At 42.2% G+C, this 16057-nt stretch carries 16 protein-coding genes and 1 riboswitch; of the genes, 8 read left to right on the top strand and 8 right to left on the bottom strand.

Annotated elements, in window-relative coordinates; genetic code table 11:
• Positions 1-19 precede the first annotated feature (19 nt).
• Both H538_RS0102460 and H538_RS0102455 read right to left on the bottom strand, forming a co-directional pair.
• On the bottom strand, positions 20-1600 hold the full coding sequence (locus H538_RS0102460) for an MDR family MFS transporter (RefSeq protein ID WP_026676219.1): 1581 nt from the start codon (positions 1598-1600) through the stop codon (positions 20-22).
• A 24-nt stretch (positions 1601-1624) separates the two neighbouring features.
• Positions 1625-2515 carry a TetR/AcrR family transcriptional regulator gene (locus tag H538_RS0102455; RefSeq protein WP_026676218.1) on the bottom strand — a complete coding sequence of 297 codons (891 nt, stop codon included), beginning with the start codon at positions 2513-2515 and terminating at the stop codon, positions 1625-1627.
• A 267-nt stretch (positions 2516-2782) separates the two neighbouring features.
• On the opposite strand from H538_RS0102455, the gene H538_RS0102450 reads away from it, so the two are divergent.
• Complete coding sequence (locus tag H538_RS0102450) at positions 2783-5134, top strand: FdhF/YdeP family oxidoreductase (protein WP_026676217.1); 2352 nt, start codon at positions 2783-2785, stop codon at positions 5132-5134.
• A gap of 36 nt (positions 5135-5170) precedes the next feature.
• Here H538_RS0102450 and H538_RS0102445 read toward each other — a convergent pair whose 3' ends face one another.
• Together H538_RS0102445 and H538_RS22905 are read right to left on the bottom strand one after the other, a co-directional pair.
• Positions 5171-6139: a YecA family protein gene (locus tag H538_RS0102445; protein WP_026676216.1), complete on the bottom strand. Its 969-nt coding sequence runs from the start codon at positions 6137-6139 to the stop codon at positions 5171-5173.
• Between the two features lie 159 nt (positions 6140-6298).
• Positions 6299-6529: an IDEAL domain-containing protein gene (locus H538_RS22905; protein ID WP_035349777.1), complete on the bottom strand. Its 231-nt coding sequence runs from the start codon at positions 6527-6529 to the stop codon at positions 6299-6301.
• A gap of 423 nt (positions 6530-6952) precedes the next feature.
• A riboswitch (TPP riboswitch) is annotated at positions 6953-7060 on the top strand.
• Positions 7061-7143: 83 nt separating this feature from the next.
• On the opposite strand from H538_RS22905, the gene thiD reads away from it, so the two are divergent.
• From thiD to H538_RS0102400, 7 genes are all read left to right on the top strand, one after another.
• Complete coding sequence (thiD, locus tag H538_RS0102430; RefSeq protein WP_026676214.1) at positions 7144-7953, top strand: bifunctional hydroxymethylpyrimidine kinase/phosphomethylpyrimidine kinase; 810 nt, start codon at positions 7144-7146, stop codon at positions 7951-7953.
• 16 nt (positions 7954-7969) lie between these two features.
• Entirely contained in the window at positions 7970-8773 is an 804-nt protein-coding gene (gene thiM / locus H538_RS0102425) for a hydroxyethylthiazole kinase (RefSeq protein WP_026676213.1), read from the top strand.
• Complete coding sequence (gene thiE / locus H538_RS0102420; RefSeq protein ID WP_407636371.1) at positions 8770-9429, top strand: thiamine phosphate synthase; 660 nt, start codon at positions 8770-8772, stop codon at positions 9427-9429. The genes thiM and thiE overlap by 4 nt, the downstream gene beginning before the upstream one ends.
• A 137-nt stretch (positions 9430-9566) precedes the next feature.
• Positions 9567-10175 (top strand): winged helix-turn-helix domain-containing protein, encoded by a 609-nt coding sequence (locus H538_RS0102415; protein ID WP_026676211.1) that lies wholly within the window; start codon positions 9567-9569, stop codon positions 10173-10175.
• Complete coding sequence (locus H538_RS0102410; protein WP_026676210.1) at positions 10165-10404, top strand: hypothetical protein; 240 nt, start codon at positions 10165-10167, stop codon at positions 10402-10404. Before H538_RS0102415 ends, H538_RS0102410 begins: the two co-directional genes overlap by 11 nt.
• A 24-nt stretch (positions 10405-10428) precedes the next feature.
• Entirely contained in the window at positions 10429-11010 is a 582-nt protein-coding gene (gene clpP, locus H538_RS0102405) for an ATP-dependent Clp endopeptidase proteolytic subunit ClpP (protein WP_026676209.1), read from the top strand.
• Positions 11011-11155: 145 nt separating this feature from the next.
• Positions 11156-12385: an MFS transporter gene (locus H538_RS0102400; RefSeq protein WP_026676208.1), complete on the top strand. Its 1230-nt coding sequence runs from the start codon at positions 11156-11158 to the stop codon at positions 12383-12385.
• A 29-nt stretch (positions 12386-12414) separates the two neighbouring features.
• Here H538_RS0102400 and H538_RS0102395 read toward each other — a convergent pair whose 3' ends face one another.
• From H538_RS0102395 to H538_RS0102380, 4 genes are all read right to left on the bottom strand, one after another.
• Positions 12415-13818, bottom strand: a complete 1404-nt coding sequence (locus H538_RS0102395) for a LysM peptidoglycan-binding domain-containing protein (protein ID WP_026676207.1) — start codon at positions 13816-13818, stop codon at positions 12415-12417.
• 160 nt (positions 13819-13978) lie between these two features.
• Complete coding sequence (locus H538_RS0102390; RefSeq protein ID WP_026676206.1) at positions 13979-14164, bottom strand: cold-shock protein; 186 nt, start codon at positions 14162-14164, stop codon at positions 13979-13981.
• A gap of 160 nt (positions 14165-14324) precedes the next feature.
• Positions 14325-15281: a helix-turn-helix transcriptional regulator gene (locus H538_RS0102385; protein ID WP_026676205.1), complete on the bottom strand. Its 957-nt coding sequence runs from the start codon at positions 15279-15281 to the stop codon at positions 14325-14327.
• 118 nt (positions 15282-15399) lie between these two features.
• The gene (locus H538_RS0102380) at positions 15400-15861 is read right to left on the bottom strand and encodes a MarR family winged helix-turn-helix transcriptional regulator (protein ID WP_051291207.1); all 462 of its coding nucleotides are present in this window, start codon (positions 15859-15861) and stop codon (positions 15400-15402) included.
• Between the last annotated feature and the right edge of the window lie 196 nt (positions 15862-16057).

Genomic DNA, 16057 nt, shown 5'->3' with positions numbered 1-16057 from the left:
AAAGGAGGTTTTGTTATGTCTATTCAGTTGCCGCTTCTGGCTTTGCTTTGGCTGCCTTTTTTGGTTCGTCGCGCTCGATTTTACCGCTGCCGACACAAAGGGCGACAATGATTCCGATTCCGAGGAAAATCAGTCCGGTTAGAAAGACGGTCGTAAACGATTCGCTCCATGCTTTTTGAATGGACGTAATCACCGTTGCCTTAACCGTTTCCGGCAACTTTAACGCTTCTGGGTGAATGAGCAGGCTGAACAGTGAGTCGGTTTTCTCGGCTAATGCTGAAAACAGCTTTTTCATCATTGGATTTGCCTGATGGTGTGCGATCGTTTCCATTTTTGATTGCAACGTCTCGTTCATCACTGTATTCAAGACTGTAATCCCGATAGTTCCGCCAATTGAACGGAAAAAGGTAGAAGCGGAAGTGACAGCACCCAATTGGTGTTTCGGAAACGCATTTTGGACGGCGATCATTAATGTTGGCATGACAAGCCCCATCCCAAAGCCCATTATAATCATATAAATGTAAGCCGTTAATTTGCTGGAATCAAGCCCCATTGTACTCATTAAATAAAAGCCAAAAGCTGTAATGAGCATTCCGACGGTTAAAACGGTACGATAGCGAAGCTTAAGTAAGATGCGGCCACCGATAATGCTCGCGAAGATCATTGAAATCATCATTGGCGTCATTGTAGAACCGGCCTGTGTCGGCGATACGCCAAGAATGCCTTGCATAAACATTGGGACGAAGCTGATTGCCCCGAACATTCCAAGTCCGAGCAAGAAGCCAAGGCCATTCATTGTTGAAAATACACGATTTTTAAATAAGCGAATATCAATGATCGGCTCCTTCGCTTTCGTTTCAATCCATCCGAAGATGAGCGTTAGCACAATTGCTCCGCCAAAATAAAGGAAGGAAGGAATTGATACCCAATCAAAATTCTTTCCAGCATTCGTCAATCCGAGCAACAATAAAACAAGGGCTGGAACAAACGTAATGATTCCGAGATAGTCGATGTTTGCATTCCCTTTTTTCGCGATAATTTCGTGCTTCATACCAATGAAAATAAGAATTCCTGAAAGAAGGCCGAATGGCACGTTAATAAGGAAAATCCAATGCCAGCTAATCGCATCGACTAAAGCTCCGCCGATTAATGGGCCGATAACTGAGCTTAATCCGAAAATGCCGCCGAATACCCCTTGCCACTTCGCACGTTGTTCAGCTGTGAAAATATCGCCGACAATCGTTTGTGAAAGAGGCATGAGCATCCCGCCACCGATTCCTTGAATTCCCCGGTACCAGATTAATTGCTCCATCGTTTGCGCCGTTGCACAAAGCCCTGAACCGATAACGAAAATAATAACGCCAAGCAAATAAAATTTTCTTCTTCCATACATGTCGGATAATTTCCCGATAATCGGGACGACGGTTGTTGATGTAATTAAATAGGCTGTTGTTACCCATGCAAATATGGAAAATCCATGCAATTCTCCAATGATAGTAGGCATCGCCGTTCCAACAACGGTTTGTTCCATCGCGCTAAAAAACATCCCGATGATTAAACCGGTTAAAACAACATTTCTGTTAATTCGCTCTGTATTCATTCAAAATCTCCTATTCTTTTTTATTTATAAAAGATCGACATCTAAAAGCTCCGCCAATTTCGTTCGATAGGCTTCCAGTGGCTCTATTCCTTTAAAGTGAGCAAGCATCCCCTGGAATATAAACTTTTTCGGCTTTTCTTTTTTCATTTCAGCCAGTAAAAAGTCGATGACCGAATAAAATTCCTCTCTTTGATGGTGATCCAATTCAATTTCCGTCAATTCCTTTTGCATTTCCAATAAAAGCTTTACAATCGTTTGCTTCGTTTGATCTTCTGCATTTGTCATGTCTTTATAAAAATAGTAGTCAATGACTTCACGAGAAAGTAAAGGGGGTTCGTTTTCTTTTAATATCCCATCAACTAAATTGTCGAGCCGCTTGACGATCATCGTTGAAAGCTGAAGTAAATCCAGTTTAATTTTATCGATGATAATAAACTTAATATAAATTTGTTTAATTCCTTCAAGAAGAATAGAAATATCGATAATATATGGAATGATCTGTTCACCGTACAATTCAATTAGTCTCGACTCATACCATTTTTGGACGTCGAGCCGTGTTTGCATCATATATTGATGGATTTTATCATTGACCGAGTGAACATGTTCACGAATGTACATAATAATAAAGTCCCGATATTCCACCGTTTCTTGAAATTGTACGTTAATTTGCTTAATTAATTTTTCCCTTGGTGATAAGTTGTCGGTTTCAACTTCAAGCACTTTTTTGCGCATCCGGTCGTGATAATAATGGAAAATCGATAGCAATAACTCTTCTTTTGAAGAAAAATGCAAATAGAAAGCGCCTTTAGAGATGTCGCTTTTTTTTGTGATCTCCTGGATCGATGTTGAGTAAAATCCTTTTTCAGCAAATAATTTAATGGCGGTTTCAATGATCTTTAACTTTTTCTCATTCAATGGGTACACACCTTCTAAATAAGAATGTTGACTAATTGGTCAGTCGGATGAATGGAATGGCTTGAGTCAGCAATTAACAGTATAATTCGCCATGACCAGTCAGTCAATAGGCAATGCAATAAACGATGAAAAAATTTGGCGGGCATTGCGAATAAAAGGGGATAATGCTACAATTTCCATAGATTAATAGCTGTTCGCATTGCCCGAACGTCGCCATTTCTTATGAAAGCGTTTACTTCACTATTTTAGCGAAGGAGAGTGTTTCTTTTGGGGAAAACAAAACATACGGGTCCGATGAAGCTGCCAAAGTTGCCTGATCCAAAACTATGGGTAAGCCCTATTCCGTTTGGGCTAGGAAAAGTGAAGCCGCACCACCTTCGCGATACGGTAAAAGTCGTCTGGGAAAACAAAGACAATTTAAGCTACGCCGCAAGAATATTGACGCAAGGAGTATGTGATGGGTGTGCATTAGGCGTGTCGGGACTTCATGATCAGACGCTTGCGGGCCCGCATTTATGCACGACAAGGCTCAACGTCCTTCGATTAAATACGATGCCAGCCATTAAAGATGAAGTGATTTTTCAAGATATCCAAGAATTGCGCAAATTAAGCTCAACCGAACTTCGGAAGCTGGGCCGGATTCCTTACCCGCTAATGAGACGAAAAGGAGAAGCACGATTTAAGCGCCTCACATGGGATGAAGCGTTAACGATCATCGCCGATAAGATGAAGGAGCTTGATCCGAAACAGATTGCGTTTTATCTTACGTCCCGGGGAATTACGAATGAATCGTATTATGTCGCGGCAAAAGCGGCCCGTTTGATCGGAACGAATAATATTGACAACGCCTCTAGAATCTGTCACTCTCCATCAAAAACGGCATTGAAACGTTCGCTCGGGATCGGTGCTTCAAGCTGTAATTATAAGGATTGGATTGGGACAGATGTGCTCGTCTTTTGGGGATCTGTTGCCGCTAACAACCAGCCGGTTTCTACAAAATACATGTATGCTGCGAAGCGAAAAGGGACAAAGATCATCGTCATTAATCCTTATCATGAGCCGGCGATGGATGAATATTGGGTGCCTTCTATTCCCGATTCAGCATTATTCGGGACAAAATTGGCGGATGATTTTTACCAGGTGAACATAGGCGGAGATATTGCTTTCATGCACGGAATTATGAAGCATTGGTTTGAAATGGAAAACGAAAAGCGTGGATCTGCCATCAATTATGACTTTGTCGAAAAACACGTCAATGGTTTTGAAAAATTAAAGCAACATGTCGAGCAATATGACTGGGAGGCACTTGAGAAATCTTCCGGGATAAGCAAAGCACGAATGAAGGAACTTGCTAAAATGTTAGCAGCGGCTAACTCGGGAGTATTTGTCTGGTCCATGGGGCTGACCCAGCATCGTTTCGGAACCGATAATATATCGCAAGTCGCAAACCTTGCCTTGCTTAGAGGCTTTATAGGACGGGAACATTGCGGAGTGATGCCGATTCGCGGACATTCGGGCGTACAAGGTTCAGGAGAGATGGGCGCAGACCCGTTTAGTTTGCCGGGCGGAGGTTTCGATAAGGAAACGGTTGAACGAATCGAAAATGTATGGGGGTTTGAACTGCCAAAATGGCAAGGGGACATTGTCGGGGTAAGCCTCGAAAATGCTCTTTTACCGGACGATCATGAACGGAAGCTAAAACTTTATTATATGTCAGGCGGGAACTTTTTAGAGACGATGCCAAATCCTGATTTTGTCAAACAGTGCCTGGAAAATCTCGAACTGCGGGTTCATCAAGATATTATTTTCAATACGTCGACATTGCTTGATGCAAAAGAGGCGGTAATTGTTTTACCAGCGATGACGCGTTATGAACAGCCTGGCGGAGGAACGTCTACTTCAACGGAGCGAATGGTCTATTTTTCTCCAGAAATTAAAGGGCCGAGAATTGAAGAGGCAAGGGCGGAATGGCAGATCTTCGTTGATCTTGCGAAGCGGGTTAAACCGGAGAAGAAACATTTGATGAACTTTCAAGATGCGTTTGCGGTTCGCGCGGAAATTGCAAAGGCTGCGCCAGACTATGACGGCATCCAACATTTAAAACATAAAGGGGACGTCTTTCAATGGGGCGGCGCATGGCTCTGTGAAGATGGCATTTGTCCGACAGAAGATGGAAAAGGGAACTTAATCACAGTGGAACTTCCTGAACTTCGTAAGGCGGAAGGACAATTTTATGCAACCTCGCGGCGTGGGAAACAGTTTAATTCGATGATCTACAGCGAAAGGGATCCATTTAATGGTGCGGATCGTTACGATGTTCTCATGTTTCGTGAAGATGCCGAAAAGCTTGGAATTCAGGACGGCGAGGCCGTCGTTGTATATAATCGCCATGGACTTTTTCAAGGAAGGGCCAAAGTGGAAAATGTGAAGCAAGGGAACATTGCCGTTTATTGGCCAGAAGGAAATTCGCTTTTTCCGAAAGGCGTGTATGAACAATATGCGGGGATTCCTGAATATAATACAACGGTTATTGTAGAAAAAGCGGAAACCTTTTATGCCCAAAAAGACGTGAAGTATAAAGAAAAACGGATTGAAGAATTAGAGATGGAAGTCGGATAATTCATAAAAAGAACCCTGCTGTTTGCAGAGTTCTTTTTATTTGGCAGGCAAAAATTCCTTCAATTCACGGTAGCGTGAGGAAAGACTTGAAGCCGTTGTATGGTAGCGTTTGGCGATGGATACTTGAGTCGGTTTTTCTCCGAGAATATCTTTCGCCACGAGATAATGAAGGGCGCTGGCGAAAATCTCTGCTTTTCGTATGACTGGTTTGCGATTTTGATAATAAGAGTTCCAGAGTATTTCCGCTTTTGCCGCTACTTCCTCGCCGGCTTCTTTTTTTAAGAGAGCCAATACGGAATCATCGATATTCTCCGCTTCACTATGGTTATTCCGAGGATGCTCGGATAGGGCGAGCTGTAAAATTGCCGGAAAGTGATCTTTTAACGAAGATCCTTCCGCCAGGTTGTTTATTTCTTCGAGAAAACGGGATTTCCTTGATTCGGAAATCTCGATGAAGCTAATATAAAATTCATGGTGATTTCCGTTAAAAATCAATGTGCCTAGTAGAAGGCTGTTGGATTGAGGCAAATGATTCTCATTCATGATCACTTCAAATTCATCATGACCATAAACATCACGAAGCTTAAATGTGTTTTTATTGATTTGTGATTCAATCGAGTAGACGGACGGCTCTCTATATTGCCAGCTGCAAAGCATCTGCCATATTTCTTCTGAGACATTTTCTTTTACAGATTCGATATACCATTCGATCGGAGTCTTTCCTTCTTTGATTGGAGAGCAGAAAATTTCCCAGCATACAGCAACATTTGCAAATGCCTGGCTTTTCGATTTTTCTACTGGATGTTTTGCAAGATGGTTGGCAATTCGTTTTGCCATTTCTACCTGGTGGTTGTCAAAGACAAATTTAATTAATCCTTCCTGATGTTTAGCCATTTCATTTACGATCGCAAGTTTTTTAGATGAAATGGTAACCATGCAACAATGTTTATGCTTTTTGCCGCTCCCGCACGGGCAAGGAGCGTTTCTTCCAATTTTACTTCCCATGTTGATCCTCCAAATGTTTCGGCCAATCATACCATGTTTCATACTAGCACAACTAAAAAAGTTTTCAACAGAAGTAGAAAAAGTGCTTTTTTTCTAAAAACACTTTTGCCGGAGCCTAAAAAGAAAGATCAAAAAACCAGACAGCGTTCGCTGCCTGGTTTATCCAATAAATTTCTTATATTCTTCTGTCAGTTTCATGAACAATTCACGGTCACGTTTTTCTAACGCTTCATCAATGCGTTTTTTATAAAGATTAATATGAAAGTCATGTAATGATTCATCAAGGATCATTTGAGCAACCAGGCTAAAGGCGAACGGGTCATTTCTTTTCTGAAGCTTCTGTTTCACCAGTTCGTTCATTTTTTTGTTATACGATGTATTGTCTTTCATGCTCCATTCCTCCTTGAATGTTTTTTGAAAAACAGTGTGCTTACAGTGTAAAGTAAGCTGCTTTCCTGTTTCATACTCGCTTGTTTTGTGAAAACGAGTATTTCTACTAGTATACTGGGCAACCGGGTGATTGACAACAGTTTATCTGAAAATTTTGATAAATTTTTTATTGATGAATACTTCGACAGCAACGGTTGATATCCTTTTTTGTATAAATCAAAATATCACGGCCTTTATTGCTAATGACAATACGCTCTTTCAGAATTTCGATGTTTAACGATATCGTTTGTTTAGATATTACCCGATAATGCGGATAGGTTAAACCAAATTTATTAAAAAATTTATAAAGCACAAAAAATGTCAGTGAAGGCCGGCGAAAAAAGTTGACTAACAAAAGGGATTGATTTACCCTAAAATAAAAAAACGATCCACTAGGGGTGCTTTATTCTAAAGCTGAGAGAAGATTAGATTCTTCAACCCTTTGAACCTGATCCAGATGATGCTGGCGTAGGGAAGTGGTGTGGCTATTTGACAATCACTTTTTGTTAACCACCCACTTATCCAAGTGGGTGGTTTTTTACATAATGAGGAGATGGTCATTAATGGAACATGTAATGGTACCTAAGGCGCTTACAATTGCAGGTTCGGACAGCGGCGGGGGAGCAGGTATACAGGCGGATCTAAAAACGTTTCAGGAGCTGAATGCGTACGGAATGTCGGTGCTGACCGCGATAACGGCACAAAATACGCTAGGGGTTCAAGGCGTTTACCCGATGGATGTTCAGGCTGTTGAAAGACAGTTATTTTCTATTGGCGAGGATCTGCCGCCGGATGCATTAAAAACAGGGATGCTCTTTAGCAGGGAAATCATCGAAACGGTTGCTTCAAGCATTCGCCAGTTTGGCTGGGGAAATGTCGTCGTCGATCCCGTGATGATCGCAAAGGGAGGAGCGGAATTATTACAAGAAGAAGCGGTTGCCGCTTTAAAAGAGCATCTGTTTCCACTGGCGAAAATCGTTACGCCAAACATTCCCGAAGCTGAAAAACTTGTAGGCAAGGAGATTGTAAGTTTGGAAGATCGAAAGGAAGCGGCGAGAATTCTTGCTGATCTGGGCGCCGAACATGTCGTCATTAAAGGGGGCCACCTTGAAGATGAGCAACATGCCAATGACCTATTTTATGATGGCGAGATTTTTTTTGAAATAGAAGGAAAACGGATTGCGACAAAACAGACACATGGTACGGGCTGTACATTTGCCGCCGCAATCACGGCCGAGCTGGCCAATGGAAAAACTCCGCTACATGCTGTGAAAACAGCAAAACAATTTATCCAGGCGGCAATTGAAAATCCTCTTCATATCGGTTCCGGCCATGGTCCAACCAACCATTGGGCATTCATGAAATACAATAAAACTCTTGTATAAAGGGGGTACAAATAGAATGACACTGATTTTACAAGAAATACGAACGAAGAATCCTCTCATTCACCACATAACGAATCAAGTGACGATGAATTTTCTCGCAAACGGAATTTTAGCGGCTGGCGGCAGCCCGATGATGGCCCATCATCGTGAAGAAGTGGGGGAGGCAGTGGCCCATGCGGATGCTCTCGTATTAAATATTGGCACGCTCGATCCGGAAATGGTCCAATCGATGCTTATCGCGGGCAAAAAAGCAAAGGAACTTGGCATCCCGGTCATATTTGATCCTGTCGGAGCGGGGCTGTCCAATCTGCGCAAAAATGCCGCGCGCCGTATCGTTGATGAAATTCATCCTGATGCCATTTGTGGAAATGCGGCTGAAATTTCGTTTTTGCTCTCTTCTACCTGGGAAGGAAGAGGAGTGGACGGACATTTAGAGAAGAATGTTGAAGAGCTCGTCTTTGAAACTGCGAAAAGCCTCCGCACAACTGTTGCATTGACAGGGAAAACGGATGTAATAAGCGACGGAAGCGTTGTTTATACGGTGAATCACGGTGACGAATTGTTGACCAGGGTAACCGGAACGGGTTGCTTTGCGACATCGCTGATCGGGCTGTTTATGGCCAAATCGGTAGAAACGTCTTTAACGCCTGCTGAACGAGAGACAAAAGCGGTTACGATGCTGAACCTTTGCGCTGAGAAGGCAATCAATCATTCATCCGGACCGGGGAGTTTTCAAGTTTCATTACTTGATGCGTTGTACGCGATCGATGATGAAGCGCTAAAAAATGCCGAGAAGGTAAAGAAAGTGGATGTTCAATAATGGCGGTAATAGTTAATACGTTAAACGATGTGCTAAAGCTATATTTTGTCATGGGAAGCAACAACTGTGAATCCGATCCGGTAGTTGTCCTTGAAGAGGCATTAAAGGGTGGCATTACCTGTTTTCAATATCGGGAAAAAGGAGCGCAGGCAAAGATTGGCAGAGAGAAGATCGAGCTTGCCAGACGGCTTCAACAGTTATGCCGGGAGCACGAAGTTCCTTTTATCGTAAATGATGAAATAGAGCTAATGAAAGAGCTTGATGCAGATGGCCTTCATATCGGACAAGAAGACGGAGATGTTGAAAAAATCAGGCGGCAAATTCCCGGGAAAATTCTCGGCGTTTCCGCGCATAATGTAAAAGAAGCCGAAGACGCCATCCGCCAGGGAGCGGACTATCTGGGGGTTGGACCTGTGTATCCGACCATTACGAAAAAAGATACCAGGCCGGTAATGGGAACAACCATTATCCGACAGCTGAGAGAAAAAGGAATAACGGTCCCGACCGTTGGAATTGGCGGAATTCAAATTGGGAAAGCAAGGCCCGTCATAGAAGCGGGCGCTAATGGAATTGCAGTTATTTCTTCGATAAGCATGGCCGATTCACCAATAGAGGCAGCAAGAAGGTTGTTAGATGAGGTAAGTTTTGTTGGGTAGAATGATAAGCGGATAAAAGAATGGGGACTTGCTCCATTCTTTTTTTGGTTTAAACGTACAGTTTTTTGACAAAACTAAGCCTAACGTAATAAAATGTTTTTACGTAATATAAATATTTTATGAAACGGGGTGATTGGATGGAAAAACGGGATGAAATTCTAGAAACGTATGTAGTAACAATTCCGGAGCAGGCAGCAGCACTCCTTCATCCTGTTCGCTCTGAAATCATTCGCGCATTAAAAGAGCCACGTTCGGCGACTGAAGTGGCAAAATTGCTTGATGAAACACCGCAAAAAATCAATTATCACCTTAAAACGCTGGAAAAAGTAGGGCTCGTACGAAGAGTCGGCACAAGGAATGTTAGAAATCTTGTAGAAGTATTGTATCAGGCGGTTGCGCAAAACTTGATATTGTCCGATTCGTTAGGGATGTCTGCGGAAACGGCGCAAAAATTAAAAGACCAGAGCGCGCTTGCCCATGTGCTCTCTTTAACGGAAAAAATGAAAAAAGATGCCATTCGGCTCATGGAACAAAGTGAAGAGGAAGAAATTCCGAGCGCGGCATTACAAACATCGATCACATTGCGGACGAAGGAAGAACGCAATCAATTTGTCAACGAGTATGTCGCTTTAGTAGGTCAGCTGATTGAAAAATACCAGAGTGATGTTGATGAAAAATCCGTGTCTTATCATGTTTCTCTTGCAGTTTACCCTAAACCGGAGGGAAGTGAAAAAAATGGCTCATAAGCAGGATACCGTTTTATGGGAAACGAAAGAAGCTCCAGATGAAAAGAACGCTAAAGTCGTTTCGATCAACAGAAAACGCAATGAAGTAACGACATCCTTTGAACCAGTTCGAACTGAAGTGGAGATTAAAACAGAAAGTGAAAAAACGGCAACCGTTATTTACGTTACATCCGGGTTTGGCGAAATCAAGGCGGGAAGCGGTTCTGGCCCGAGGTGTATGGCTGCTTAACACTTTTTAAGGGAGGACAAAAAGATGAATTTAGTTCCAATGGTCGTAGAGCAGACCAATCGAGGAGAGCGGTCGTATGATATTTATTCAAGATTATTAAAAGACCGGATCATTATGATCGGAAGTGAAATTAATGATGATGTCGCAAACTCTGTCGTTGCACAGCTTTTGTTTTTAGCTGCAGAGGACCCGGATAAAGACATCTCCGTTTACATTAACTCACCGGGTGGATCGGTTACGGCAGGCCTTGCGATTTATGATACGATGCAATTCATCAAGCCAGATGTTTCAACGATTTGCATTGGCATGGCGGCATCGATGGGAGCCATTCTTTTAATTGCCGGCGCCAAAGGGAAAAGATTCGCTCTGCCAAATGCTGAAGTAATGATCCACCAGCCTCTTGGAGGAACACGAGGGCAAGCATCCGATATGGCGATCCATGCGAAACGGATCTTACAAACCCGCGAACTGTTGAATCAAATCATTTCCGAACGTTCTGGCCAGCCGCTGGATAAAGTTGCGAAAGACACCGATCGCGATTACTTTATGAGCGCCGGCCAGGCATTAGAATACGGCATTATCGACAAAGTGATTGAAAAAATATAAGGCTGGAAGAAAGGTCCTAAAATGAGCAGGGCCTTTCTTGCATTATGGAGACTACTGTTTAAGCAGTAAATTAGAAATCGTAGTGCAGAAATGGTATGTTAAATTTGTCAATACATACAAATCGCTTAAGAAAGAAGGGAAGCAAGTGGCCGCTCTAAGCCAGGAAAGTAACGTTTTGAAGCAGCCTACGATTTATAAAATTTTATTCGCCATTGGCTTTGTCCATCTTTTAAATGATACGATGCAAGCCGTGATTCCAGCGATCTTCCCTATTTTAGAAAAATCAATGAATCTTACATTTACGCAATTAGGGTGGATTGCCTTCTGTTTAAATATGACGTCTTCGATTATGCAGCCAGTCATTGGCTCGTTTACGGATAAAAGGACGTCACCTTATATTTTGCCAATTGGGATGGCATCAAGTTTCATTGGAATGCTCGGCATTGCGTTTGCGAATCGGTTCGAATATGTGTTGCTGTCAGTCATTTTAATTGGGCTAGGTTCAGCCGTTTTTCATCCTGAAGGTTCCCGTGTTGCCTATATGGCGGCCGGCGGAAGAAGAGGGTTGGCCCAATCGATTTACCAGGTTGGAGGAAATGCCGGCCAATCATTAGCTCCGATCATGACTGCGCTTATATTCGTGCCGCTGGGCCAATTCGGCGCCATCTGGTTTACGACTGTAGCGGGACTGGCGATTGTCGTTCTTCTATATATTTCAAACTGGTACAATCAACAAATGGTGTATTTTCCGAGAGTGAAGAAAAAAGCAGAAAAGAAGGAAATTCATCCGAAGCGAAAAAAACAGGTGATGTTTGCCATTACATTGCTCGTTTTTCTTGTGTTCGTCCGTTCCTGGTATGTGGCCGGTATCGGCAATTATTATCAATTTTATTTGATTCACGATTACGGATTATCCATTCGAAGTGCACAATATTTTATTTTTGCCTTTTTAGCCGCAGGTGTGCTCGGCACGTTTATGGGCGGCCCGCTTGCCGACCGGTTCGGGAAACGGAACATGATTTTTTGGTCGATGATCGGTTCAGCGCCGCTTGCCCTTCTGCTTCCATATGTTCATCTCATCTGGGTGTTTCCGATTTTTCTCGTTCTTGGCTTTATCATTATGACAAGTTTTTCAGTTACTGTCGTTTATGCCCAGGAACTCCTGCCAGGTAGAATTGGGATGGTCTCCGGCCTGATTGTCGGTCTTGCTTTCGGCATGGGGGCACTGGGTTCGGTCATACTAGGAAATCTTGCAGATGCATTCAGCATAAAATATACAATGATATGTATTAGTTTCCTGCCACTTCTAGGATTATTGACATATCTTCTTCCTTCTGACCAAAAAGTAAAACAATGGGAGAAGGAATCGATGTAAAAAAGTGTAACCCCGGGACCACCCGGGTGTTACACTTTTTTCGGCTTAATTGCTTCTTGGAGGACATACCAGTTTTGTGTAAAAGGAAGCCCGAGAACCCAATATGCGACTCCCCGAAGGTTGTATTGTTTTGCGACTTCATACTTCGCTTTTACACTTCGGGCATCTTCAAACCACACCTCATGCTTTTTACCTTGATGATCGTAATACGTAAAGAAAGGCGATTCGGCCTTCTCATTATATTGAATACTTGCGCCAAACCGGGCAGCCCGGTTAACCGCCTCAGCCCCACTAATCGTATCTGCGAATGTTCCTTGAACAAATGGGAGCGTCCAATCACGGCCATATAATGATACGCCCATCATAATTTTATTGCGTGGAATAACGGTTACTGCATAGTCCAATACTTTTTTGACTTCATTTAATGGTGCGATCGGCATCGCCCTTCCTCCGAACCAGCCCCAATCATAGGTCATGATTACGATAAAATCTACAATTTTCCCCTGAGCCGCATAATCCTGGCCTTCATATAAAGCACCGGTTTGAGCGCTCGAATATTTTGGAGGTACCGCGGTAGAGACGGAGTAGCCAAGCGGGCGAAGCTTTGCGACTGCACGACGCAAAAATTGATTGTAAGCTTCACGGTCTTTTGGGTCCACATACTCGATATCAAAATTAACGCCACGGTAATTTTTGCTGCGCATCGTATTTAATATATTGGTAAGCAACGTTTCTTGAAGGGAAGAGCTGGAAAGAATGGCATGGGCAAGTTCGGTGCTGAAAGCCCCTTTTTCAAAATTAGAGACGACCATGATCGATGCCACCTTTTGTGAATGAGCCGCGGCAATAATCCCGGTATCTTGCATATTCGTCAATGAGCCGTCACGTTTTATAAAATAGCTAAACGGACCGATAAATGTTAAATATTTTCCGATGTCACGAATTTCCGCCTGGGCAGTTGGCCCGAAATCGTTCATGTAAGCAAAGACTTCCTTCACAGGCCGGATCAATGGAATGGTTAAATGGGTGCCTGGATATACAAGTTCTGGATTGGAAATGGAATTTGCTTCACTAATCGCCTGAACGGTTGATTGATAGCGTTTGGCAATAACAGAAAGCGTTTCACCGGATTGGACTGTATGGACGGGAATTATCAAAGTCTGCCCGACATAAAGCTGAGAATGATCGGTAATATTGTTTCGGTCAACAATCGCTTCAACCGTAGTATGCATGCGGAGGGCAATGAAATAAAGTGTATCTCCTTCTTTAACGACATAGGTAGGAAAAGGATCGGGAATGACGATAGCTTGGCCGACAACGAGAACATCCGGGTTGGCCATTCCGTTTACTTGAATAATCATAGAAGCGTCTACTCCATATCTTCTTGCGATCTCCCAAATGGAATCACCGCGGGTGACGACATGAATTTGCATGAATAAACCTCCCGTAAAAACCTCTTAACCTAATGTATTAACAGAAGGACTAGAATATGAAAAAACTCACCCGTTAAGAAAAAACGGGTGATGATGCCGAAGCTTCATTACAACTAAAAAGGCAGCTGCGATTAGCTGCCGATCTAGCTGAAAAGAAGTTTTATTTTAACTCTGGAAGCATTCGGATTTCCTGTTTCATATCCGAATGGCATAACGGACAATCTGGTGTATCTTTAAGTGAGTAGTCAACCCGCATCCAACACTGGCACTCATCACTAGTACATGCCCATACTTTCGTTTCTACATCAGGTATCGGTTCGGTCGGATTTTTGGAAAAAAAGGCCATGGATATCCCCCTTAAGTGTATTAGTAGTAGTATATGCTAAATTTTTCATTTTATGAAGGATATCCTAATATATATTTTAAAAAGATGAAAAATCGGACCACTCCCCGGTTTATTGATTGCCGACTTTTGTCCACTGGCGTTAAACGCTTTAGCGATTTCCTTAAAGGTGAACGGCAGTTGAATATAAGTCAGAGATAGTCTGAATGCGCTCTTTCATTTCATTAACTAACTCCATCGGAGAAACAATATAGGCCTCCTTGCCAAATGTCCATATATAATCGGCAAAACGCTTTAATTCTCCAGATAGTAGTTCAATTTCAATAGTACCTGACCCATCTTGATGGATTTGGAGAAAGTGGTGCAGCCTTTTATGGTGTTGGCAGGCTTCTGCTCCTTTTGGTGTAAAGTGAACTTTTAACAGCACTTTTTCATTAGAAGGTGCAGTATGAAACCAGTTTTTAATTGTTACATTTGAAAAATCCTTAACATCCCCGGTTTCATCATTTAATGCCGCTTTCTTCACGAAAAACAAGTCCAGCACGTGAAAGGCATTTGTCGAATAACTGAAGGCCGGACAATGCCATTTCCCATTTTCATTATAGATTCCGATTGGCTGAATATTGTAGTAGACTGTTTCTTTGTCCAATTGATACTGGACGGTTACAATTTTTTGCGCCAACGCCGCATCCAAAATAGTTTTAAAAAAATAGGGAGGAGTGCTAAGCGGCAGCTCGATCCATAATCTTTTCTCTAGTTCGTTTAATTGATGTTTCGCCTCTTCCGGCAAAAACTGAAGAAGTTTCTTATACCCTGATTCAGCCTCTTTTTGAAAGGGTAAAATAGGCTTTTCCAAAAAAGGTTGGGACGCATAAAGAAAGTGGAACGCTTCTAATTCTGTAAAGCCAATGGGCGGGAGAATTCTTCGGTTTTCGAGGAAGTACCCGCCATTTGGACCATACTCTGAAACGATTGGCAGGCCCCGGTCAATAAGTGTCAGTAAATCTCGTTGAATAGTCCTTGTTGATACATTGAATTCATCTGCAAGTTCTTTTAAGGTAAACTTCTTTTTCGAATTGATAGATAGTAGTAGTTTTTCAAGTCTTTCGATTTTCGCCATAAACAAATCCTCTATGCTAGCGTTTTTACAAAAATGGAAACGAATAACCTGGTCGTTACTTATATCGTACCAAATAAGTAGTATGTTTACTTTTTTTTAGAAAATAAAAAAAGCATGACTATTTGTCATACTTCTTTTCGTCATTTGTCACGATATCCGCTAGCTTTTCCAGACTGTTTAATAAATGCGAATAATCTTCTTCAGATAGTTTCGAAAGGTAATGTAGAGCAATTTGGTTGCGTTTTTCTTTTACTTTTTCAAATGCTAATCGCCCATCATTCGTAATTTCGATATAAACGATACGCCTGTCCAGTTCTGAACGGTAGCGATGCACTAGATTGCGTTTCACCAATCGATCAATAATGACTGTTGTTGCACTTGCACGGACTTTCATGGATTCTGCAAGCTCAGTAACCGTCCATTTATCTTTGGAAGAAAGCGTTTTGAGTAATTGATACTGTGTTGATGTAATCCCTTCATCCTCCCAAATTTGAGGTCTCACCGTATCAGCAATCGTGTAATACGCATTTTCAATACGGTCGAGTTCGTCTATGTTTATTTTCCATGTAAGCCCCTTCATCAAGAAATCCTCCTCCAACTGTTACAATTAGTTCTTTATTTATTATATTAAATTTTCTGTATTCAAAAATATAGTGGAAATTTTTGACGATTCGAAATAAGCGGGAAATATAACCTAATTAAACGTGATAATGACGAAAATGGCAATAAGGTTGCTCGATTTTATCAGAAATTTTTAAAGACAAACCATTATCAAA

This window comes from Fictibacillus gelatini DSM 15865 (assembly GCF_000430745.1).
Classification (GTDB): Bacteria; Bacillota; Bacilli; order Bacillales; family Fictibacillaceae; genus Fictibacillus_A; species Fictibacillus_A gelatini.
Note: the sequence above shows the minus strand (reverse complement) of the source record. Positions and strands in the feature narration are given on the sequence as shown.